The organism is Brevibacillus brevis (assembly GCF_031583145.1).
Classification (GTDB): domain Bacteria; phylum Bacillota; class Bacilli; order Brevibacillales; family Brevibacillaceae; genus Brevibacillus; species Brevibacillus brevis_E.
Window position 1 is genome coordinate 883881 of the sequence record NZ_CP134050.1, and the last position, 21950, is coordinate 905830.

Below are 21950 nucleotides of genomic sequence, written 5' to 3' on the forward strand. Positions count from 1 at the left end.
CGTGGCCATGAGGGAAAGCTGGTGAAAAGAATAAATGAATCCACTTTATACAGGGGTCTTGTTCGTATTGGTTTCGGCTGCCGGCTTCGGCGTCATGTCGATCTTCGCCGTCTTTGCGTATGCGGCGGGCGTGCCGGTATCCACCTTGCTGTTCTTGCGTTTTCTGTTCGCCGGCGCGCTCTTTTTCGGCTGGCTCGCCTGGCGCAGGGAGCGGCTCCGCATTGATAAAAAGCAGGCGCTGAGCCTGTTTGCCTTGGGCGGTGTGCTGTACACCCTGCAGTCGCTCAGCTATTTTTCCGCGGTTCAGTATATCCCCACATCGATGGCGGCCTTGCTGCTGTATACATTTCCGGTGTTTGTCGCCGTCTTGAGCTATTTCGTAGACAAAGAGGCGCTGCGCAAAAAGACGGTCGTCGCCATGCTGATTTCGCTCGTGGGACTGGGCATGGTGCTGGGCCTATCGTTTGGAGGAATCCAGCCGATGGGAGTCGCCCTTGCGCTTGCCGCCGCCCTTTTTTACTCGGTGTACATCGTATCGGGCAACCGGGTCGTAAAAGGACTTTCCCCGCTCGTCACCTCCGCGTACATTTCGCTGTTCGCGAGCCTGTCGACGTTTGCGATCGCGCAAAAGAACGGAGGGATCGACCTGTCATTCGGCCCGCAAGGCTGGTGGGCCCTGGCCGGCATCGTGATCTGTTCCACCGTGGTGGCCATCGGCTTTTTCTTCCGGGGGCTGCAATTGATCGGGTCGACCAAGGCCTCCGTGTTGAGCACACTCGAGCCCGTCGTGACCTTCATCTGTTCCGCGCTGCTGTTGGGCGAGGCCTTCAGCTGGCTGCAGCTCGCGGGGGGACTGGCGGTACTGGGCGGTGCGGCGCTCATCGTATCGGGTAAGGACGAAACGGCGGGACAAGCCGGCAAGTCTGCGAAGTCCGCGAATTCTGCACACAACAGCCTTTCGTAGTTCACGCAAAAAAAACGCTCCCGCGAATGTCTCTTCTTTTCCCATTCGCCGGGAGCTTCTTCGTTTGGTTCGTGTATTCGTTTATTCAATCGGCCAGCCGGGAGCGGATCATCCAGCCTGCGCCGTAGACGCCGGCATCGTTGCCGAGGCGGGCGGCGGCGATCTCCGTAGACGCTATGACATACGGAAAGGGTACGAAGCGGGCGAACGACTCGCGGACGCGGGAAAACAGGAATTCACCTGCTGCTGCCACGCCGCCGCCGATGACGAACTTGGCCGGGTTTAGCATGATCGCCAGGTGAGACAGGGCGAGGCCGAGGTAGAAAGCGGCCTGGTCGACAATTGCGAGAGACGCAGCATCGCCTTCCTTGGCTGCATCGAGGACGTCCTTTGCCCTGATTTCCCCGCGCTCGGCCCATACAGCGGCGAGCGGAGGACTCGTGCCGTTTGTGGCTGCCAGCCGTCCCTCGCGGATGATGGCCGTGGCCGATGTGTAGGTCTCCAGGCAGCCGGTTTTTCCGCAGTTGCAGATGGAGCCGCTGTTTGGGGTCATCGTGATATGGCCGATTTCTCCGCCGACGCCGTTGATGCCATGGACGACGTTGCCATCCACGATGATGCCGCCGCCGACTCCTGTCCCCAGCGTGATGACGACCAGATCCTTTGCGCCCAGGCCGGCCCCCTGCCACATTTCGCCCAGAGCGGCCATGTTGGCGTCATTCTCGACCGCGACCGGAAGGCCTGTCAGCGCTTCCAGTTTTTCGCGGAGGGGAACAGGCTGGCGCCAATGCAGGTTGACCGCTTGCAGGACGACGCCGTTTTCCGCGTCGATCGGTCCGGGCACACCCACTCCGATACCGCATGCCTGCTCGGTGGAAAAGCCGTGCTTGTGGAGCAGCTCCTGTGTCATTTGCGCCACTTTTTGCAAGATACCGTCTTCCCCTTGCGCGACGGGCGTCGGTTCCTGCACCTTGGTCACCAGCTCGCCGTCCGGGGTAATCAGAGCCATTTTGATTGCCGTCCCTCCGATGTCCACGCCTACGATGATTTGCTCCACGACTGTCCCTCCCGTCCATGAAATTGCCATCTTTTTCTATCTTATCACGCTGGGCGCCGCATAGCGATTCCCAAAAATGGCTATACAGGATATGATGAGAAGAGATGAAAATCCGTGAGCGAGGGAAGGAAGAAGGGATCTGCCTTGAAACGAGCCAGATTAATCTACAATCCGAGCTCCGGCCGGGAGATCGTGCGTCGGCGTTTGCCGGATATCCTCGATTTGCTGGAATCGGCCGGATACGAGACGTCGTGCCATGCGACCAGGGGAGAAAACGATGCGACCGTAGAAGCGGCTCGCGCGGTTGCCCGCGGCTTTGACCTGATCATCGCCGCTGGCGGAGATGGAACGATCTATGAAGTGGTAAACGGGATGGCGGAGCAAAAAGGGCGCCCCACCCTCGGCATAATCCCGTGCGGAACGAGCAACGACCTCGCCCGCGCTGTCGGCATCCCCAAGTCGATCACCCGCGCCTGCGAAATCATCACCAAAGGGAAGAAGAAGAAAATCGACCTGGGCCGGATCAACAACCGGTATTTCATCAACATCGCGGGCGGCGGCTCGCTGACGAACCTCACCTATGAGGTCCCAAGCAAGCTCAAGACCATGATCGGGCAGCTGGCGTATTACGTCAAAGGGCTGGAAAAGCTGCCGTCGCTGCACCCGATCCGCGTGCGCCTGGAGACCCGCAAAGAGGTGCTGCTGGACGAAGAGATCATGATCTTCCTCATCGCCAACAGCCATTCCGTCGGCGGCTTCGACAAGCTGGCTCCGGATGCGGACCTCTCCGATGGCAAGCTGGACGTCATCGTGGTGAAGAAGACCAACATCGCGGAGTTCATCCGTCTGGCTACGCAGGCAGTGCGCGGCGAGCACCTGAAGGACCCCAACATCCTCTATTTCCAGGCAGACTACATCAAGGCGACGTCCCCCGGCGGCGAGATCGTGCAGCTCAACCTGGACGGCGAGCTGGGAGGGCAGCTCCCCTGCGTGGTGGAAGCATTGCCGGGCCATATCGAGTTGTTCGTACCGTAGGAAGATAGTAAAATGGATAGCAACTGCCAAGGGATGCCGATGAGCATCCCTGACGCATGTTTGGGAGGGAAGAGGGCTTGAAGTGCCTGTAGTGCCTGTGCAAGGCAAGGCGACTCCCGGGTGCCAGCAGCTGTCAGAGAAGCGGCGCGCACTGTCCAAAGTAATGTCATGCAGAGGAGCTTCGACAGCGATTCGTACAAATCGCTGATGAAGTCCCATTCGTATATAAAGGAGTAAAGAAACCGTGGCGAAGACAACCAAGAAGCGGCGCGGGCCGCAGCCGGCGCCAAAGGCGGAGCTCAATGTGCCCGTCCGCGTCGGACAAACCGTGGAAGTGGAAATCACCGGACTCAACCACGAAGGAGCCGGCGTCGGCCGGATCGAAGGATATACGCTGTTCGTGGACGGCGCTCTGGCAGGCGAGAAGGTGCTTGCGCGCGTCGACCACGTAAAGAAAAACTTCGGCTTTGCCAAGCTGGCGAAAGTCGTGGAGCAAAGCGCGCATCGTGCCTTGCCGCCCTGTCCCGTCTACGACCGCTGCGGCGGCTGTTCGCTCCAGCATCTGGCGTATGAGGAGCAGCTGCGCCACAAGCAGCAGATCGTCCGGGACAACCTCCGCCGGATCGGCGGCTTTCCGGTGGAGGGAGAAGGCGCCATCACTGTCCACCCGACACTCGGCATGGCCGATCCGTGGCGCTACCGCAACAAGGCGCAGGTGCCCATCGGGGAGGAAAACGGCGCGCTGGTCGGCGGCTTTTACGCGGAGAAGTCCCACTCCATCATCGATATGGACGAGTGCCTGATCCAGCATCAGGCCAATGACGAAGCCGTGGCCGCCGTGAAGAGGATCGCGGCCCGCCTGAACATCCAGCCGTACGACGAGGTCCGCCACACCGGACTGCTGCGCCACGTCGTAGCCAAGATCGGTGTGCGTACCGGAGAAGTCATGGTCGTGCTGGTGACGACCGAGGAGACGATTCCCCGCTCGGACGAGCTGGTGGAAGCCATCCGCACCCAGGTCTCCGGCGTAGCTAGCATCGTGCAAAACATCAACCCGGACAAGACCAACGTCATTTTCGGCAAAAAGACCGTGACCCTCTGGGGCAGCGACGTCATCTACGATTCCATCGGACCGATCAAGTTTGCTATCTCCGCTCGTTCGTTCTACCAGGTGAACCCGGCACAGACCGAGGTCCTGTACAACAAGACGCTGGAGTACGTCGGCGCGACCGGCACGGAGACCGTCATCGACGCATACTGCGGCATCGGCACCATCTCGCTGTTCCTCGCGCAGAAGTCCAAGCACGTCTACGGCGTCGAGATCGTGCCGGAAGCCATCGCGGACGCCAACCGCAACGCGGAGCTGAACGGCGTGAAGAACGCGACTTTCGAGACAGGCCCGGCCGAGGTAGTCATCCCGGCCTGGAAAGAGCAAGGCATCCGCCCCGACGTCATCGTGGTCGACCCGCCGCGCAAGGGCTGCGACGAGGCGCTGCTCGCCACCATCCTGGAAATGCAGCCGCAGAAGGTGGTCTACGTCTCCTGCAACCCGTCGACGCTGGCGCGTGATTTGAAGGTGCTGGCGGAGAAGTATGAGGTGCGGGAAGTGCAGCCGGTGGATATGTTTCCGCATACGGGGCATGTGGAGAGCGTTGCGCTATTGATCTATAAGAGTTTTTGATTAGGCGAAATTACACTTGGGGACGAAAGAGGACTAATAAAAACGGCACATGTATCGTGTGTCGTTTTTTTATTTTTCGTTGGTTTTCCTGAAAGGGAGTATATTCTCGAATTTGTTGGCAACTTCTTTATCAGCCGATTGAAGTGCACGACCATATACGTTCATGGTGGTGGTTATGCTGGTATGGTCCAGGTGCTCAGATATGTGATTTTCGCATGTACACCTTCGTTGATAAGCAGGGTGGCTGATGTGTGGCGCAAATCGTGAAAGCGGATATAGCGCACACTACGCTGCCAACGCGCTACGCGATGCAGCGGGCATCCCCAAAACATGACATATGCCCTCCTGGAGAGTGATATTATCCCCTTTAAGTAGACAGTAAATAAAAAGCCCTTTACTGTTTAACTTGGAGGGGAATATTTATGGGGCCAAATAAAAAAGAGCTACTTCCCTTGAATTCAATCGCGTATTCGCAGGAAACGGAAGTTTTTTGGCCGTAGAGAGCAGGTAGTCGTTTCCGACAACAAATTAAACCGTGATTTTACCGCTACACATCCTCGGGAGAAATGGGCTACAGATATTACATTCGTGATTTTTAACGGACGACGCCTGTATCTGTCGGTTATTTATGATCTCTTCAACAACGAGGTCATCGCCTATAAGATCAGCAAACGGAACGACATTACGCTCGTTATGGATACCGTAAAGGCTGCCCAAAAAATAAAAGAGGCGAACGGCGTCATTTTACACAGTGATCAAGGGTACCAATACACATCTAGGAAATATAACGAATTCCTAAAAGCATCTAACATTACTGTTAGTATGTCGAGAAAAGGAAATTGCCTGGATAATGCTTGTATCGAAAGCTTTTTCAGCCACATCAAAACAGAATGCTTGTATTTAAATGTTTTTACTAAGGAAGATGAGGTGAAGAAGGCAATACAACGATACATACACTTCTATAATTACGAGCGTATTCAAGTCCGGCTAAACAATCTGAGCCCGGTTCTTTACCGAGCTCAGATTGCCTATTATTCACTGAAAATAATGGATTAGACTTTGAAAATGTAGTTGTAGATTAAGAAAATAATGCTTTAGACAAACTTGAGCCATTACGCTAAAACGGGTAGTTTACTCCAACATATCAGCGTTCTAATATTAGATTGAATCAGGTTCAGGAATGGAGTTGTTTGGAGACCATGAGGACGTTTGATGAACATGCGGTTCCATCTATACCAGATAACGCCGAGAAATCGCTTGATGCTGCAACGGCCAGGCTGGCACGCCTGATCTGCGCCCATGCTCCACATGACGGTATCTTTAGCGGACGCATCCCGGGATTGTACTTCGGCCGTCATTCACGAATCGATACGGAAAGTGAGCATACCATCTTCTCTCCCTCTATAGGCATCGCCGCACAAGGTTCAAAGACCGTCAGTGTGGGACAGGAGGTCTATCGGTACGTGGGGTCGCGTATTTTCGTTGCTCCCGTTGCCGTACCGGCCCGTATGCAGACCACACTCGCCAGCTCTACCGAACCTTTCTTGGGTGTTAGATTGGACCTGAACCCACAAAGGATCTCCGAATTAGTGCTGAAAGTGTACCCCAAAGGTCTGCCTGCAGTTCGTCATTGGAGCGCAGGTTATATAATTAACGCTGACTTGAGCATTATCAACGCAGTGACGAGGCTGGTGGAATGTCTGTCCAGCTCCGTCGACGCTGATTTGGTCGCCCCGCTCGTGGTGGATGAGATTTTGATACGGCTCCTTTGCAGCCCCATCGGGGCTCACGTAGCTGAAATGGGTACAGCAAACTCTAGTGTGCAGCGAATAGCAAAGGCGATTGCTGCGCTTCGTGACAACTTCTCGCAACAAATAAAGATCGCAGACTTGGCCGATTTGGTACATATGAGTGTGTCCTCTTTTCATGAGCATTTTAAGTCAGTGACCTCGATGAGCCCGCTGCAATACCAAAAAGCGCTACGCCTTCACGAAGCGAGGCGTCTGTTGTTATCTGGTGAACTGGACACGGCCACTGTGTATCAGTTGGTTGGATATGTGAGCCATTCCCAATTCAGCCGAGATTATAAACGCTTTTTCGGAAACCCTCCGAGCCGGGACATCGCCAGACTACGCAAACAAGCCTATAAACTCGATTGATTATGGAATAACACCAAGGCCCCACACCTTCAATGCAGGATGCATTGAATCCAGCCATTTTTCCTCATATCCCACGCCTGCAGGGCTTTGCGGGCTTTTTTTGTTTCAAGGATTACCAGCCTCGTTTAAAGAATTATCCATTTTCCTTGCACGGTTAAAACTCAGTGACAGTGTTCGATTCGTAGGATTAGGCAAAAAGCAACGAGGAAAAGGCACACTTTTGAATGAGACGGATGCTAGAATGACTCTAGCCTTGAAACCAGTGGTGCGGTTCGTATATGTGCACTTCGGGAGTTTCAAGTAGCTCTACAACCCAGTTTAGGAGGGTATCATTATGCGTGTTTTTGTAACTGGAGCGACAGGGTTCATCGGTTCCGCTGTCGTCAAAGAACTCATTGAAGCAGGGCATCATGTCGTAGGGCTTGCTCGCTCAGACAAGACTGCCGCCGCGTTGACGGCCGCTGGCGCCGAAGTGCATCGCGGTTCTCTTGATGATCTCGAAAGCCTTCGCAGCGGCGCTGCTGCAGCAGACGGCGTCATTCACCTGGCATTTAAGCACGACTTCTCGGACTACGCCGGCGCGGTCGCAGCCGATCTTCGAGCCGTCGAGGCAATGGGGGAGGTTCTTGAGGGCAGTGGCAAACCGTTCGTGATCACCTCAGGGACATTGATGCTCACATTCGTGCTCCCTGCAGGGCAACTCGGGACGGAGAAAGATGCGGTCAACGCCTCAGTGCCCCGGGGCGCAGCGGAGAACGCCGCGGTCGCTCTGGCTGAACGCGGCGTTCGGTCAGCGGTCGTCCGTCTCGCGCCTTCCGTGCATGGCGAGACAAAGGCTGGCTTCGTCTCCATGTTGATCGACATTGCTCGTGACAAAGGCGTCTCGGCCTACATCGGTGACGGGTCAAACCGCTGGCCGGCCGTTCATTACCTCGATGCGGCGCGTCTGTTTCGATTGGCGTTGGAAGCTGCCCCAGCTGGATCTATACTGCACGGGGTCGGTGACGAGGGAGTGCCAGTCCGTGATATCGCCCACATTATCGGTCACCGCCTGAACCTGCCGGTGGTCAGCATTCCCCGCGAAGAGGCAGACGCCCACTTCGGCTTCTTCGGTGCCTTTGCGTCGACCGACAACCCAACGTCGAGTGCACTGACTCAAGAACGCTTGGGATGGCGGCCAACACATCCCACACTGATAGTGGACCTCGAAGAAGGTCGCCTTTTCAACGACTGAACATCGTATCGTGAACTCAGGATGAGTTATAATATTGGCCATTACGCTAACGGGTATCGATAGTTCAATAAAAACAGCGGTGAGCTTAAGACTTTATTATCAGGTCTTAAGTCGCCGCTGTTTCATGTATTAGGCTTAGTTTAAAACTTAATTTTCAACGAACACCTAAACGAGGGCTTGTTTCAAACTGTCTACTTGACAGGGGTAAGACCAGATCCGGGAGGGCTTTTTCTATTTAAATAGTTTTTTCAGCAACGAGAACACGTCAAAAGACGTACGTTGATACACCTTGTTGTATGCGTATTTCTTCGGGCTGGGTAGCCATCCCCAGCCACGCGGCATTTTCAGGCCATATCTATGGACAATCTGGCGTTTCAGACTAGTTCTTGCTGAGGTTCTCCTTTTTAGGCTTGGCTTTCTCATCCCGAAAAACATAGTCATTCTCCCTTTTCCACTTGTACCACCAACCCAATAATTAGGAAACTTCAGTTCTTTCGAAAGCATTCAGTACAACAATACAAAAGTTCATGTCTGTATAGTTTACGAGTTTCAAAGCAATCGTAAATAGATAGTAGTTACATACTTAACTTTTTATAAATAGTTACCCAATTGTAACTATTTTCCAATGTTAATTAGTTAACATTTAAGTATCGTTAATGGAAGGTTGTGGTACTAAAGTGATAAAAAGGAAATTTTTATATGCAAGGAGTAGTGGTGTTTTTCAGTAATGAAAGTATTATCGTAGACTGAAGTGCGAAAATTGTTGGAGGTGTAAAAATGTTAAAAAAACTATCTTTAATGCTTTTTGCTGCACTTCTTCTAACATCGACGGCAGTGTCTGCACAGGGTAAAGCTGGAAATCAAAGAAGCGACAGATCCATAGAATTAGAACCAGGAGTTTTTCAAATTGTATTGACTGACGAGGAAAAAGCAAATTACTATGAAAAAACAGGTGAACAATTACCAAAAGACTATTCTAATGTAGGGAATATTGTAAAGAATCTTATCGAGACAAGTAAGGAAGAAATAGAAGATAAACATGGGAAAAAGCATATAGTAACATACTATCGAGTAAATTATAAAGATACAAAAGAAGCTAGAAATGTTCAGAAAAAAATTGAACAAGCGAAAATTGTTAACCAATCTATTGATGGAAATATCGAACCATTAGGAGTAACTCCTACAGAAGGCGATGTTCGAATTGATGTTACTTTTGAAAAACTGCTTGACGGCTCAAAATTCGATTCGAGCACTAAAAACTATTTAACAGCCTTTAATGCGGAATACTATCGTAAAGTTTTCGACATTGCTAACGGATACGCAGTCTCTAACCCAATTCTCAATTACTTTACTGGTCTTGTACTTACAGACCTTCAGAGTTCACTACAAGGAAAAGGTGATGCTTTTTCATCTTACCGATTAGTTCATAAATTAGGGCAGGTATATCATAATAATAAATGGCAAACTTATTATGATACATACCAGAGAGAATGGTACTGGAAACATGACCAAATAAGTTACAATTCAAATAACACCGTCAAAAATACTGGAACAGCTTATTATTACCCGGATGACCAAGGGTATCTCCCATTCACTTGGGCAACAACATCTGATTTTAATAACAATACAAGAATTCAGGATGTTGCATTGTATCAGTACTCTCTTAACCCAAATGGTACTACTCCTGCACGCGATTTTTTCAAAACTGAGAACTATCGATCAGATTGGAAAGCTAAAGGAAAAATGAGTTATTAAGTCTTTTGAGAGCTCTAATGTTTAGGGCTCTCTATTTCTACTAATAAAATGTGAGGTGAAAGAATTGAGCGGAATAAGATGGTTAATTAGTATTGCTATAATACTTGCTATTGCTATTACGTACTTTCTTTATGTTCATGAGACTCCGATAGGGATTGTAGATGCTACAATTAAAAAAGTTAGGGTTGGGTCAATAAAGGAATTAAATCTTAATCGGGAAGATGTTGAAAAGATCACCACATTTTATTCATTTGTTGATAATAAGCATCTTAGCCGACCTGATGTGGAATATAGTGAAGTAACTATTTCAAATAAACAGAGTCAGGTAGTAGCGTCATTCCAAGTAATTGAATATAACGATAGTAACTCCAATTTAAAAATATATGATGGGAAATTAATTTTCACATTACAAAAAAGTGGTTTTTTCAAATGGAGTATTATAAAAATAGAGATCGGTAAAGAAATGGGAGAGGTAACCCCACAACGAGGGTAATTACATGGTATGAATTATTTGCCTTTGGTAAAAGAGGGTAATGGGCACAAAAAAATAAGCCCTTGCAGAGGGCAAACGGTCGTGTAACGACTTTAATCCAAGAATGTCGAAATGATGTTTTGTTCTCCGTATATTGTGATAAATAACCTGAAAAAAGCATCAACTGTATTGCCAATGGAAAACTGGGCTTAACAATCAGGGTTGAAGGTAAAGACGAACTCACCCAATTAGTTCAAAATATTAATTATATGTCCAAAGAGATTGAAAATAAATTTGAGCACGAGAGAAGATTAGAAACGGCAAAAAATGAACTGATAACGAATGTATCCCATGATTTACGCACTCCTTTAACCTCGATCATTGGATATGTGAATTTATTAAAACAAGGTCAATATGACCATTCGCAGCACCAAGAATACCTTGAAACAATTTATTCAAAATCACAAAGACTGAAAATCCTAATCGATGAACTTTTTGAATTTACTCGATTATCAAGTCCCGATGTTACATTAAATTTAAATGAAGTCGACTTGGCAGGAGTATTGGAGCAAATAATAGGAGAATATATTCCTATATTTGAAAAGGAAATTCTTTTTGTTAATAAGACGATAACAGAAGAAGATGTGCCAGTTTTAATGGATGTTGAAAAGATGGTACGTTTATATGAGAATCTTTTCATGAATGCGATGAAATATAGTGTGAAACCATCCGAATTGCGTATCAATCTCGAAACAAATGGCAACACGGCAATTGTGACAGTATCAAACGGATCGGAAAATCCCTCTGTCAGTGATGTTAGTAAGTTGTTTGATCGGTTCTATAGAGGAGATCAGGCAAGAAGGGATAATGGTGGAACAGGACTAGGGCTTGCTATCTCAAAAAGGATTGTTGAGCTTCAGGGTGGGTCCATTCGTGCAATATAAAGATGGATGGATGAATTTGATTATCGAATATCCTACAATCAGACGATAACTTTTGGGGCTACGCTTCTCCATAAGTTTTTTTGTTGGTTTTTGACGTAAGTAATCTTAAGGGGTTTTATGGAGTGCTTCTTAATTTCATTGCTTTGGATGTATGGATCGAAAGCTATGAGGAGAGTGACAGTATTGAAACAGAAAGTTGCCGTTCTGATTATAGGGCCATTACTACGAATTATTACTATTGAAAGAAAAGGACTTTTATTAGAGTAGCTTTATCTGTTGAGGGACCCACTCGTTCATTCCATCTTTGTAAAGCATGGTTGGTTATCTGTATTCGATTTAAGCAACTACGATTATACCAATAATGCTCTCGGTTTTTATTGAGAAAAAATTCTTTTATGGGGCTAAGATTACCTTCGCTCCTCTCAAATTGTATTTAACCACGATAATCTGCAATGTCTATGCTTTTGGTAAAACGGTCGTTAATACTCATGATCATATCGCCCCCTTCAAATCCTCTGGTTTGTTTCCCATAATCATCTTGCAAATGTTGTTGTACCCAATTAAACGATTTTTTTTAAGGAATTCAGAGAAATAGTGATAATCTCCATAATGCTCAGTTTTTAGAAGGAGCAGGTTATGGTGAATCTCGGCAAGCTTGGCCTGATTTCGAATTTTTTTTATGTATCGCTCATGGATCTCGACATCCATGATACGTTGGCAAATATACCCTAATGGAATTTTATGGTATTCGGCTTTGTATAACAGTGGAAACAGTTTTGAGAAAAATTCGGGATAAGTTGCTCGCATGGATTGAATCGTAGAATAGACTAACTGTAATTCTTGCAAAGATGCTTCAGCAGGCATAGTATCTCCTCCGTACATTATCCATAGATTGCCCATGGCGTGATTAGCTTTTTAATCTGTTTGATGGTCGATTTCTTTGCTTCTTTGGCTTCATTGCTCCCCAGATTTTGCGTTAGCAGGATACTGTTAAGAACGGCAAGAAGCTGTTCATCGGTTAACTCATCTTCAAGAGAGAATATATCGTCATCCTCATCCCAGCTAATAATTGGTTTCTTCATTTCAGCCTTCCCATCATCCGAATCTACAAGTGTTTCCGCCCAGTCTGGCCAAAGAGACGGCCACTTTAGTATTTTTTCGTCTCCAGGATGAATGTCAAACTCCATGATGGTTGTTTGAGCATCGAATACATCCATTGGGACAATCTTAGAGGGGATAAACAGCTTTGATGCTTCTTTCGTAAACTTGTCCCACCCGCGCTCGTTGTAAAGATATCTACTGAAAACAGTCAACTCTTTGGCTGTTACTTTATCAGGAGTACTTCGTTCATAAACGAGCATCAAGCGAAGTGCAACTCCTTCAACTTCCAGAACCGTAATTCTCTTAATACCTTGAAAACGATTATTGAAAAATTCTGCGGCATCATACGTATCTTCTGCAAAGTCATCCAATCCGTTTGCGAGAGCCAATTCGCTTGGGGACTTCAGTTTCAGGTCAAAATAGAAAAAGCTATAAGATTGATTCAAGACGATCTCTCCTTCCTTATGATTAAATAATAGCAAATAAGAATAGCAAAAACAACAAGAATTTTATTCTTACAATTCTTGATCACTAAAACCTGTTACCTTTATCCAGTTTTCGAATCCTTTTCTTCCACATATTACATAGAAGGTTCATATAAACCAGAAGGGGACTTCTATGTTTTTGTTTCCACAGCACCAGAAGAGGTATCAGGATTTCATTAGGCGAGATGGAACTCATCCAAAGGATAGGGAAAAGCAAACGTTATTTTTCGTCTTTGCAGGCTTCGAAGATCTGGGTATAGCATTGATCATTTCTACGACTTTGACCTCGTATGATCCGTCCAGAGGGCTTTGAAGAGGTTGATTTGTACGATAAGCGTGAAGGAAAAGTTTACATTGTGTCGAATGATTTTAGCGATTGTAAATATATGGAGATACATAACTTTGAAGTGCTTGAGGAGAGTAAGATATGGCACAAGAAACGCTAAATCAAGGCATGATAATGAGAACATTGGATTGGGCATACGATAAAGCTATAAATGGAATACCTGGTTTTTATTCTGCTGAGGAAATGGCTAACGATTACCTCAAAGGGAATGGTTCATTAACTGATAAAGTCAATTCATTGATTCGTTGGCAAAATGCTAAATCCGCAACATCGGGCTTTCTTTCAGGGTTAGGAGGAGTAATTACACTGCCTGTAACGATACCTGCTAATATTGCATCAGTAATGTACGTTCAAATCCGTATGATTGCCGCAATTGCTCATATGGCAGGCTATGATCTACGAGATGATCGGGTAAAAACATTAGTTTATACTTGTCTCTGTGGTAATGCCGCAAAGGATATTGTTAAGGAGTTTGGAATCAAGCTTGGTACAAAGTTAACAGAAACTGCTATCAAAAAAATTTCTGCTGAGGTCATCGTCAAGATCAATCAAACTGTTGGTTTTAGATTATTAACAAAGTTTGGTGAAAAGGGAATGATAAATCTGGGAAAAGCCATTCCATTAGTTGGGGGAGTGATTGGAGGTACTATTGATGGAATTTCAACAAATTTAATTGGTAATGTTGCAAGGGATACGTTTCTTGCAACAAGCTAATTTGTTTTACAACATTGGATCATATTTAAGGAGAAATACGGTAAAAATGCAGTACCAAAATAGCCGAGCAGATATCGGGGGTTCTATTCCGAGCTTCTCGGCTTTAATTTCCTTCATGGAAAATCCAGGATGCTCATAAGCAATGTGTAATCAAGATATAATCGGTTGAATCAAAGGTTAATATTGAATGCAGGCAAAATGAGCTTTATATGTACAGAAGCCCATGAAACCAACAGAATGAGCAGTGTCCAGCTCAGTATCCCTCACCAAATGCTCCACTACTCGGCAACGCTATTCTTGCCCTCGCGTCTTATGTTTTAATGAAAGAAGAGATTCAAGTCGAGTAGCTACGGAAGAGGGATAACATGAAGCGTCTAACGATCGGCTTGTTTGCCCATGTGGATGCGGGCAAGACGACTTTCGCAGAACAGCTGCTATATCATACGAACAGCATCCGGTCGCGGGGCAGGGTGGATCATCAAGATGCCTTCCTGGACAGTCATGACATCGAACGGACTAGAGGCATTACGGTGTTCGCCGATCAGGCGGTGATGCACTATAAGGGCGACATGTATTATTTGATCGACACGCCTGGGCACGTCGATTTTTCCTCCGAGATGGAGAGGGCGATAGGGGTCATGGATTACGCTATCGTCATTGTCAGTGCGGTAGAAGGCGTCCAAGGGCATACGGAGACAGTCTGGGAGCTACTGCGCAAGCATCGGATTCCGACGTTCTTCTTCATCAACAAATGCGACCGGATCGGCGCGGATGCAAACAGAACAGAAGAGGAGATACGCCGTCAGTTGACGGGGGAGGTTTGTTCCATCCAGGGCAGCTTCGCTGACGGTATCGTCGGTGAGGAGCTGCGGGAGAGGATGGCGGAGCGGGACGAGTCTTTGCTGGAAGCGTTCCTGGAGGGAAAGGAGGATACGACCTTTTGGCTAAGCGCTTTGCAAGAGATGATACGAGAGGGGCGTCTCTTTCCTTGCGCGTACGGCTCGGCGCTGCAGGACGAGGGCGTCGTTGAATTCCTGGATCAGCTGCATCTGCTGACGACCGTGTCGTATGACGAAACGGCTTCGTTCGGGGGGCGCATTTACAAGATTCGGCACGCTGCAAACGGACAAAGGCTGACGTTCATCAAAGCAGTAAGCGGCACGCTGAAGGTACGGGAGCTGCTCGGCTATGAGAGCAATGGACTTCGATACGAGGAGAAAATTACGCAGATCTTATTGTTCAACGGCAGCAAATCGCACCCGGTTGAACAAGTGGCAGCCGGCGATCTGTTCGCAGTCGCCGGGTTGTCTGAAGCCGAGGCCGGCCAAGGAGTCGGGCTCTATTCAAACAAATTTGCATGCGAGACCCAGCCGACGCTACAGTCGAAAGTGCAGTTCAATGAGTCGCTGCACGTGCAGCAGGTGCTCGGTGCGTTTCGCATCCTGAATACGGAGGATCCGTCGCTGAATCTCGCCTGGGAAGAGAGCTTGCAAGAGATTCACATTCGTGTCATGGGCCTGATCCAGTTGGAAGTGCTGGAGCAGGTAGTGAAGGAGCGCTTCGGTTTCGAGGTCTCGTTCGGCCAGCCGGAAATCTTGTATAAAGAAACGATCCAGTCGGTTGTGACGGGGTATGGACACTTCGAACCGCTCAGGCACTATGCGGAGGTGCACCTCCTGCTGGAACCGGGGGAGCGAGGCAGCGGGATCCAATTCGCCAGCTCTTGTCATCCTGATGAACTGAGCTATCCCTACCAGAATCTGATTCGCTCTCATCTATTCGAACGGGAGCATCATGGACTGCTGACGGGCATGCCGGTTACCGATATGAAAATCACGCTGCTCCGAGGCCGTGCGCATAACGAACATACCCATGGGGGCGACTTCCGCGAGGCCACCTTCCGTGCGCTGCGGCAAGGGCTGGAGAAAGCGAATAACCTCCTGCTGGAGCCGTATTATGACTTCAAAATCAAGGTGGGCCTGGACGAAATGGGGAGAGTGCTGTCTGATATCCAGCGCGCCTCCGGTTCGTTCGAGCCGCCGCAAATGTCGGATACGAATGCGGTCATAACGGGGAGGGTGCCTGTGTCGACATTTATGAACTACGGCACTGAGCTTGCATCCTTCACGCATGGTCGAGGCAGCATCCGTTGCACGTTTGGCGGTTACGACCTTTGCCATAATACGGAGGAAGTGATCGAAAGGAAAGGTTACCAAAAGGATGCCGATCCGCTCTACACATCCTCCTCGATCTTCTGCGCCAAGGGGGCGGGCTACTCGGTGCCGTGGGACGAGGCGGAAGCCAAGATGCATCTGCTCTGAGCGGAGCTCGAAAAAAACACTGCCCCCATTTTCGGTTGGGGCAGTGTAATGCCTGAGCAGTTTTCCTCATCAAATTAAAAGACATTATATACGTTTTCACATTCTTGCGCGGTCGGCTCATAAAAACAATGAAGCCTGTACCGTCCTACGTGCGGCTGATTGTACCAGGTCGGCGGACATGGCTGGGGTGCTGCGGCTGTTCCCGGACGAAAATACCAGAGGGAGAATTTGGCCGGCCAATGCCGCTCTCCATTGACAGCCCGTCGCGCCAGACGGCGTTCCTTGTCTCTGGCCCTTTGGTAGAACATGCCATGAAGCAGGGCTTCAAACGCGTGCGGCTGGTTGATCATTTGCGGAATGGTCCGGAGTCCTTTGAAATCGGAGCAATTCGCTCTGATTCGGTTGATGCCAACATTCCCCACAAGGAGCATACCCATTTCGCCTTCGCCTTCAGCCTCGGCTCGAAGCAACCTGGCCAACATGTCGATATCACTGCTCCTGGCTTTTACGACTGCCATCGGCTCACCTCTTTATCATGGTTCTAGGCACATCATATTGTAGATGGGAAGGATATGTGACACTGCCTTCTGTATCAGCGAACAAGTAAGAAGCCCAAAAGCAATGAAGAAAAGAAAGTTCCCTATGAAGTATGGGGCAATGAGGAATTGCTCGCGCCGTTATCATGGGAGCCTCATATCGACTCCGACAACGACTGGCTCTCAGAGATTCGGGGAGACATAACATGGGGCTATCTGACAAAAAGACAGGCCGAGGCTTTAAAGAGGCGGAAGGCAGCCGTTATCGACCACTGCCAACAAACAACCCGAGCGATTGTATCTCAATCACTCGGGTTGTTTCATTTGGCGACGTCAACAAGCGATCCAGAAAAGGACAAGGCTGACGTGAGCAAAAATTTTCCAATATCGTAATACTTTCGCCATGTTCCCACGCCGAAAACCATGCGATCATGAATCCAACAAGAGTTCAGGGCCATCGGCTTTGAACTCCCCCCTTCAGGCTATTGCGATCCTTCCTTCTACTACAACTTGGCGGATTAGGGTCGCAGCTTTCCTGAAGGATTTCTCTTACAGAGAGGAGGCGTCCAGGCTATCGTATTCCTTCCTTCTCAGGGGTCCTTTCAAGACAATAGGGATACGGCTTTCCTGGACTCTTTTTATGATGCTCAACACCATCTATTTGCGAAGAGCGAACAAACTGATTGTAAACCAGGGAGATCAGTCGGAGCAGCTCCCAAAGGCATACCTTGCTGCCGCTATGAGGAACATTGAAGCTCTCGGCTTTACGTTCTCCTATCCATTGATTCGCGCATTGCGCACCTTGTCCAAGGAACGGTTCGAAGCGTTGTATCGCCAGCTGGAAGCCGATTTGAGGGTGCTGGTAGAGGCTCATGTGAAATACCAGCCGATGTATCCGGATTTCCCGGTGCAGGTGATGCGGGAGGACGACGCGGAGCTGTATTGGAATGCGATCGTTCATTATCTTACGCTGGACCTGCCTGGCTACGAACCTGGGGACAGACCGCCTTTGCTGGATGAGGGCAAGCTGAAAGTGATCGATCTGGGAAGCAAAGCGGATTTCCACGCCATGATCCGTCAGCTGATGCAAGCCCATTCTTCTATCTCCGAGACGGATCGAGCAGATATCGATGCCGCTATCCAAGACAGCGAACCGGATGAGTTGGCCACGATACTCCCGGCCGAGATTCCATACAAGGAGAATGCGGGATTCGTGGCGGCTGCCTTATTGAAGCACGACAAGGCGAATATGCAGCTGATCGGCCGATACTTCAGGACCGCCACCGATGTCCTTCGTCTGGCTGTGGCTTGGTCGGATGGCGATGTCAGTCTGGCTGCCGCTACGCGTTTTCGCAAGTTCAAACGGAGCGAGAGGCGGCTGCTGCTTGGATTGCTGGAACGGTGCCACCCGATTACAGAGGATATGCTGAGATACAAGGACCGCTGGATTCGCTTGGGAGAAATCCTGCATCCTTCCGAATACAAGCAACGGTTTCCGCGTTGTGAGGAAGCGTTTGATATTTTACGCAACAACAAACCCTTTGCGACGTTTAACGGGAGAGTGGAACTGGCCTTCCAATATCGCCAGGTCTGGGATTTGCTCGAGCTGCTGATGCAGCGCCCGGGTGAATTTGCAAGAAGGCTGGATCATTTGTTGCGGTCGACGGAGCACACGGAGTATGTCGTCCTGGCATTTGGCCAAGTGGCGCAGCAGGTTTCGACGCCGGTGCTGCTTCAACTGAAAAATCATTTTGCCCGCCGGCATGAGCGGCAAAAGCTCCGTGTCTTTTTTCCGAAGGGCATTGTCGCCAAAGCTTTTGCCGTACCCGATACGCTCCCGGCTATCGACGAAGCGGCATGCCAGGAAATCGTGCGGTTGTGCAACGAGACGCTCATCCAGCGGTTCTCCGCGCTGCCGCCGCTGGGAGTCGTCTATGTCGATGAGCGCTTGAAGAACTACCCCGTGCCATTCTCCCAGAGATCGGCAAGCAAAGCGCTGCGTACGATTGCGCGGGGGAGCCGTTTGCCGATTGCGGAAGGGGACACGATTCGTTTCTTCTGCTGGTGGAAGGAAGGGACGGTGGACGGCCAGCCAACGGGCCGCGTCGATATTGACTTGTCCGCGGTCATGTACGATCACAACTGGCAGTATGTCGAGCATATCTCGTATACGAATCTGCGGTCCACCAAATACCAGGCCGTCCACAGCGGAGATATCGTGTCGGCCCCTCAAGGAGCGTGCGAGTTCATCGATCTGCACATTCCGTCCATCGTCGAGTACGGCGGGCGCTATGTGGTCGCCACCCTGCATTCCTTCACGAGTCAGCCGTACTGCAACCTGCCGGAGTGCTTCGCGGGCTGGATGATGCGCAAGAGACCCGGTTCCGGCGAGATATTCGAGCCGAAGACGGTGGCCAATAAAGTCGATCTCACCGCCGATACGCAGATTGCCATTCCTGTCATCCTGGATCTGTGGGAGCGCACGGTCATCTGGACAGACGTGGCTTTGACCCGATATCCGCACTACTACAACAATGTAGAAGGGAACCAGAAAGGCATGGTACTCATGGGCAAAGCAATGACGTCCCTGCGGAAACCGGACCTGTACGATTTGTTCTCGCTCCATGCCCGGGCAAGAGGGACAGCGGCGGATACTCCGGAGCAGGCCGATGCGATCTTTTCCGTGGAAAAAGGGGTGACTCCCTTTGACATCGAGCAGATTATGGCAGAGTATCTGGCTTGATTGAGCCGCTATGGATGAGAGGTGCTGCCTCTCATACGTGATTCGCTGGCGGAATATCCCCTCTGTTTTGACGGACCAAGACGTCACCCATTTCACGGTGACGTCTTTCTGCTTTCGATGGTCTGTCGTTCAGCCAAAGGCGTAAGACATGTGGCACGTGCTCATTCAAACCCGTTCCAAACGACCGTCTGCTCCACTGGGAAGCGGGTAGTAGGCCGGGCAGGTTTGGCGGCTTTGCCGATGGCCACGAGCAGGACCGGAATGTATCGAGGCGGGACATGAAACGCTTTGACGAAGGAGTCGGCGTCGAAGCCAACCATCGGGCCCGAATCGAGACCTTTCGCTTTTGCGGCGAGCATGAGCTGCATGGCGGCCAGGGAGGCGTTTCGTATCGCTTCATCGCGCCGATACGAGGACGCTGCGCCGGCCGCATACGCCTCTTCGATTTGAGCGAACAGGACTTGATGGGAATGATAGCCCGCGTAAGAATCTTCGCGACCGGCCTGGATGACGGGGCCGTACACTGCTTCTGCATTCCGATTGGCCTCGAGGTCTCCGAGGATGGCGATGGTGACGGAAGCGTCGACGACTTGCTTTTGGCCGTTCGCGATCGGGAGCAATGCTTCCTTGGCAGCAGCTTCGGTAAAGGCAACGAACTTCCAGTGCTGGAGATTCCAGGACGACGGAGCGCTGCCCGCAATCTCAAGCAGCTCCTTGATTTCTTGTTCGCTCATCTTGTGTGAGGCATCGAAATGTCTGACGGAATGACGTTCACGAAACAGAGTGGAAAAATCGGCTTGCAGAGCGGATGACATGATTTACTCGACTCCTTTGTCTGTGTGAAGAATGGGTACGGACTCTTGCGTATATCGCCTTGTCAGGCTTTCCCCATGGCTTGATGGAGCGGCCGGCCTTGAATCCGTTACCTGAGATGGTAGTGCGATTTGCGGCTTGGAACAATCGCATTTTTTCCAAAGTGTCTCAATACAGTTGACCGCGTATAATAGAGGGGCCGGGGGAAAGCGAGGGAGCGGAATGAAAAAATACGTGGAGATTCTCTCCGATATCGAACAACAAATCAACGAAGGGAGATTCGCCTCGGGCCAAAAGCTGCCATCCGTCCGCAATGCCGCCAGGATGTACGGCTGCAGCGTCAACACGGTAGCACGGGCGTACATGGAATTGGAAAAGCGCCACGCTGTCTATTCCATTGCCCAAAGCGGCTATTACGTGGTGGAAAAGCCCGGGAACCGGCACAACGCTGCGGAAGCCAAGACGATCGATTTCTCCGCTTCGTCGCCGGATCCAAGTCTGTTTCCGTATTTGGACTTCCAGCATTGCCTGAATAAAGCATTGGACTCCTACAAGTACGACCTGTTTACCTGCGGCGATGCGACAGGGCTGGAAACTCTCCGCCACACGCTCGTTTCCCACTTGGCGAAAGACCAAGTGTTTGCCAAAGCGAATCAGGTGATCGTCATGTCAGGGATTCAGCCGGCGTTGGAAATCTTGGCGAAAATGCCGTTTCCGAACGGGAATTCGGCCATATTGGTAGAGCAGCCAAGCTACGATATATTTTTGCGCTTTCTGGAGGCGGAGCGCATCCCGGCAATCGGAATTGCCCGCACGGCTGCCGGTATTGATTTGCGGGAATTGGAAGAGAAGTTCCGACAGGGCAATATCAAGTTTTTCTACACCATGCCGAGGTACCACTCTCCTCTCGGCACCTCGTACAGCGTCGACGAGAGAAAAAAGATTGTCCGATTGGCGAGCAAATATGGCGTATACGTCGTGGAGGACGATTACATGGCCGATCTGGGGGAAGAGCCGGGCTCCGATCCTATTTACGCCTATGACCGTACGTCCTGTGTTGTTTATTTGAAAAGCTTCTCGAAAATCATTTTCCCGGGACTCAGGCTAGGAGCCGCCGTTTTGCCGGAAACCCTGCTGGAGACGTTCCTTGAACACAAGAGATATGCGGATACATCGCAGCTGTCCCAAGGGGCGCTCGAGGTGTACATCAAAAACGGCATGTACGAGCGGCACAAACGCAAAATAGCCAGCCAGTATGCAGCGCGGATTCAGACGCTGAACGAGGCGGTCCGGAGGCATAACGATGCAGGCTTGCTCGAGATAGCAGAGGTCCAATCCGGTGTGTACGTGCAGTTCAAGCTGCCTCAAACGGTCAATCTGGAACGCCTGATCGAGCGGCTTGCGGCGAGAGGGATCCTTGTCCTCTCCGGAAAGCGGTTTTATTTATCGGACTTCCTGGCACGGGAGAAGTTTTTGCGGATCAGCATCGCACGAGCTCAGCAGGAGCAAATCGAGCTAGGGGTAAAGGGGATCATCGAGGAAGTGAGGAGGGGAGTCAAGTCCCTGTTGTAATGGCGAAAAACGGACATC

18 protein-coding genes and 2 pseudogenes are annotated in these 21950 nt (G+C 50.0%); 13 read left to right on the top strand and 7 right to left on the bottom strand.

Annotated features, from left to right (window positions below; genetic code table 11):
* The first annotated feature begins 34 nt into the window (after positions 1-34).
* Complete coding sequence (locus RGB73_RS04570) at positions 35-964, top strand: DMT family transporter (RefSeq protein ID WP_310769555.1); 930 nt, start codon at positions 35-37, stop codon at positions 962-964.
* A gap of 85 nt (positions 965-1049) precedes the next feature.
* On the opposite strand, the gene RGB73_RS04575 is transcribed toward RGB73_RS04570, so the two are convergent.
* Positions 1050-2021, bottom strand: a complete 972-nt coding sequence (locus tag RGB73_RS04575; RefSeq protein ID WP_310769557.1) for an ROK family glucokinase — start codon at positions 2019-2021, stop codon at positions 1050-1052.
* A gap of 144 nt (positions 2022-2165) precedes the next feature.
* On the opposite strand from RGB73_RS04575, the gene RGB73_RS04580 reads away from it, so the two are divergent.
* Together RGB73_RS04580 and rlmD are read left to right on the top strand one after the other, a co-directional pair.
* Complete coding sequence (locus RGB73_RS04580) at positions 2166-3056, top strand: diacylglycerol kinase (protein WP_310769559.1); 891 nt, start codon at positions 2166-2168, stop codon at positions 3054-3056.
* A 244-nt stretch (positions 3057-3300) separates the two neighbouring features.
* A complete protein-coding gene (gene rlmD / locus RGB73_RS04585) occupies positions 3301-4737 on the top strand; it encodes a 23S rRNA (uracil(1939)-C(5))-methyltransferase RlmD (RefSeq protein WP_310769560.1) in 1437 nt (478 codons plus the stop codon).
* 69 nt (positions 4738-4806) lie between these two features.
* On the opposite strand, the pseudogene RGB73_RS30725 reads toward rlmD, so the two are convergent.
* Positions 4807-5030: pseudogene (locus RGB73_RS30725) on the bottom strand (tyrosine-type recombinase/integrase); the annotation flags it as partial.
* A gap of 175 nt (positions 5031-5205) precedes the next feature.
* Here RGB73_RS30725 and RGB73_RS30575 point away from each other — a divergent pair.
* The 3 genes from RGB73_RS30575 (at position 5206) to RGB73_RS04595 (ending at position 8130) form a co-directional block, all read left to right on the top strand.
* Complete coding sequence (locus tag RGB73_RS30575; RefSeq protein ID WP_396136198.1) at positions 5206-5793, top strand: IS3 family transposase; 588 nt, start codon at positions 5206-5208, stop codon at positions 5791-5793.
* Between the two features lie 143 nt (positions 5794-5936).
* Entirely contained in the window at positions 5937-6896 is a 960-nt protein-coding gene (locus RGB73_RS04590; RefSeq protein ID WP_310769562.1) for an AraC family transcriptional regulator, read from the top strand.
* Between the two features lie 334 nt (positions 6897-7230).
* A complete protein-coding gene (locus tag RGB73_RS04595) occupies positions 7231-8130 on the top strand; it encodes an SDR family oxidoreductase (protein ID WP_310769564.1) in 900 nt (299 codons plus the stop codon).
* Between the two features lie 231 nt (positions 8131-8361).
* On the opposite strand, the gene RGB73_RS04600 is transcribed toward RGB73_RS04595, so the two are convergent.
* The gene (locus RGB73_RS04600) at positions 8362-8565 is read right to left on the bottom strand and encodes a hypothetical protein (protein ID WP_310769566.1); all 204 of its coding nucleotides are present in this window, start codon (positions 8563-8565) and stop codon (positions 8362-8364) included.
* Between the two features lie 342 nt (positions 8566-8907).
* Between RGB73_RS04600 and RGB73_RS04605 the strand changes: the two genes are divergently transcribed.
* The 3 genes and pseudogenes from RGB73_RS04605 to RGB73_RS04615 form a co-directional block, all read left to right on the top strand.
* A complete protein-coding gene (locus RGB73_RS04605) occupies positions 8908-9885 on the top strand; it encodes a hypothetical protein (protein WP_310769568.1) in 978 nt (325 codons plus the stop codon).
* Between the two features lie 64 nt (positions 9886-9949).
* The gene (locus tag RGB73_RS04610; protein WP_310769570.1) at positions 9950-10378 is read left to right on the top strand and encodes a hypothetical protein; all 429 of its coding nucleotides are present in this window, start codon (positions 9950-9952) and stop codon (positions 10376-10378) included.
* Positions 10379-10530: 152 nt separating this feature from the next.
* Positions 10531-11350 (top strand): annotated as a pseudogene (locus RGB73_RS04615) (sensor histidine kinase); the annotation flags it as partial.
* Positions 11351-11793: 443 nt separating this feature from the next.
* Here the strand turns inward: RGB73_RS04615 and RGB73_RS04620 are convergent.
* Complete coding sequence (locus RGB73_RS04620) at positions 11794-12165, bottom strand: hypothetical protein (RefSeq protein ID WP_310769572.1); 372 nt, start codon at positions 12163-12165, stop codon at positions 11794-11796.
* Between the two features lie 17 nt (positions 12166-12182).
* The gene (locus RGB73_RS04625) at positions 12183-12848 is read right to left on the bottom strand and encodes a hypothetical protein (protein ID WP_310769574.1); all 666 of its coding nucleotides are present in this window, start codon (positions 12846-12848) and stop codon (positions 12183-12185) included.
* 466 nt (positions 12849-13314) lie between these two features.
* Between RGB73_RS04625 and RGB73_RS04630 the strand changes: the two genes are divergently transcribed.
* Both RGB73_RS04630 and RGB73_RS04635 read left to right on the top strand, forming a co-directional pair.
* Positions 13315-13947 (top strand): EcsC family protein, encoded by a 633-nt coding sequence (locus RGB73_RS04630; RefSeq protein ID WP_310769576.1) that lies wholly within the window; start codon positions 13315-13317, stop codon positions 13945-13947.
* Positions 13948-14312: 365 nt separating this feature from the next.
* The gene (locus tag RGB73_RS04635) at positions 14313-16268 is read left to right on the top strand and encodes a GTP-binding protein (RefSeq protein WP_310769578.1); all 1956 of its coding nucleotides are present in this window, start codon (positions 14313-14315) and stop codon (positions 16266-16268) included.
* Between the two features lie 74 nt (positions 16269-16342).
* Here the strand turns inward: RGB73_RS04635 and RGB73_RS04640 are convergent, their stop codons facing one another.
* The gene (locus RGB73_RS04640) at positions 16343-16786 is read right to left on the bottom strand and encodes a cell wall hydrolase (protein ID WP_310769580.1); all 444 of its coding nucleotides are present in this window, start codon (positions 16784-16786) and stop codon (positions 16343-16345) included.
* Between the two features lie 658 nt (positions 16787-17444).
* Between RGB73_RS04640 and RGB73_RS04645 the strand changes: the two genes are divergently transcribed.
* On the top strand, positions 17445-19547 hold the full coding sequence (locus tag RGB73_RS04645) for a TerD family protein (RefSeq protein WP_310769582.1): 2103 nt from the start codon (positions 17445-17447) through the stop codon (positions 19545-19547).
* 161 nt (positions 19548-19708) lie between these two features.
* On the opposite strand, the gene RGB73_RS04650 is transcribed toward RGB73_RS04645, so the two are convergent.
* The gene (locus RGB73_RS04650; protein ID WP_310769584.1) at positions 19709-20362 is read right to left on the bottom strand and encodes a nitroreductase family protein; all 654 of its coding nucleotides are present in this window, start codon (positions 20360-20362) and stop codon (positions 19709-19711) included.
* Positions 20363-20582: 220 nt separating this feature from the next.
* On the opposite strand from RGB73_RS04650, the gene RGB73_RS04655 reads away from it, so the two are divergent.
* Positions 20583-21932, top strand: a complete 1350-nt coding sequence (locus RGB73_RS04655) for an aminotransferase-like domain-containing protein (protein WP_310769586.1) — start codon at positions 20583-20585, stop codon at positions 21930-21932.
* The last annotated feature ends 18 nt before the right edge of the window (positions 21933-21950 follow it).

Coding starts and splice junctions, on each gene's coding strand:
- RGB73_RS04645 (WP_310769582.1), top strand. CDS start 17,445: ATGATGCTCAACACCATCTATTTGCGAAGAGCGAACAAACTGATTGTA.
- RGB73_RS04590 (WP_310769562.1), top strand. CDS start 5,937: ATGAGGACGTTTGATGAACATGCGGTTCCATCTATACCAGATAACGCC.
- RGB73_RS04595 (WP_310769564.1), top strand. CDS start 7,231: ATGCGTGTTTTTGTAACTGGAGCGACAGGGTTCATCGGTTCCGCTGTC.
- RGB73_RS04640 (WP_310769580.1), bottom strand. CDS start 16,786: ATGGCAGTCGTAAAAGCCAGGAGCAGTGATATCGACATGTTGGCCAGG.
- RGB73_RS04620 (WP_310769572.1), bottom strand. CDS start 12,165: ATGCCTGCTGAAGCATCTTTGCAAGAATTACAGTTAGTCTATTCTACG.
- RGB73_RS04600 (WP_310769566.1), bottom strand. CDS start 8,565: ATGTTTTTCGGGATGAGAAAGCCAAGCCTAAAAAGGAGAACCTCAGCA.
- RGB73_RS04650 (WP_310769584.1), bottom strand. CDS start 20,362: ATGTCATCCGCTCTGCAAGCCGATTTTTCCACTCTGTTTCGTGAACGT.
- RGB73_RS04635 (WP_310769578.1), top strand. CDS start 14,313: ATGAAGCGTCTAACGATCGGCTTGTTTGCCCATGTGGATGCGGGCAAG.
- RGB73_RS04570 (WP_310769555.1), top strand. CDS start 35: ATGAATCCACTTTATACAGGGGTCTTGTTCGTATTGGTTTCGGCTGCC.
- RGB73_RS04630 (WP_310769576.1), top strand. CDS start 13,315: ATGGCACAAGAAACGCTAAATCAAGGCATGATAATGAGAACATTGGAT.
- RGB73_RS04655 (WP_310769586.1), top strand. CDS start 20,583: ATGAAAAAATACGTGGAGATTCTCTCCGATATCGAACAACAAATCAAC.
- RGB73_RS04605 (WP_310769568.1), top strand. CDS start 8,908: ATGTTAAAAAAACTATCTTTAATGCTTTTTGCTGCACTTCTTCTAACA.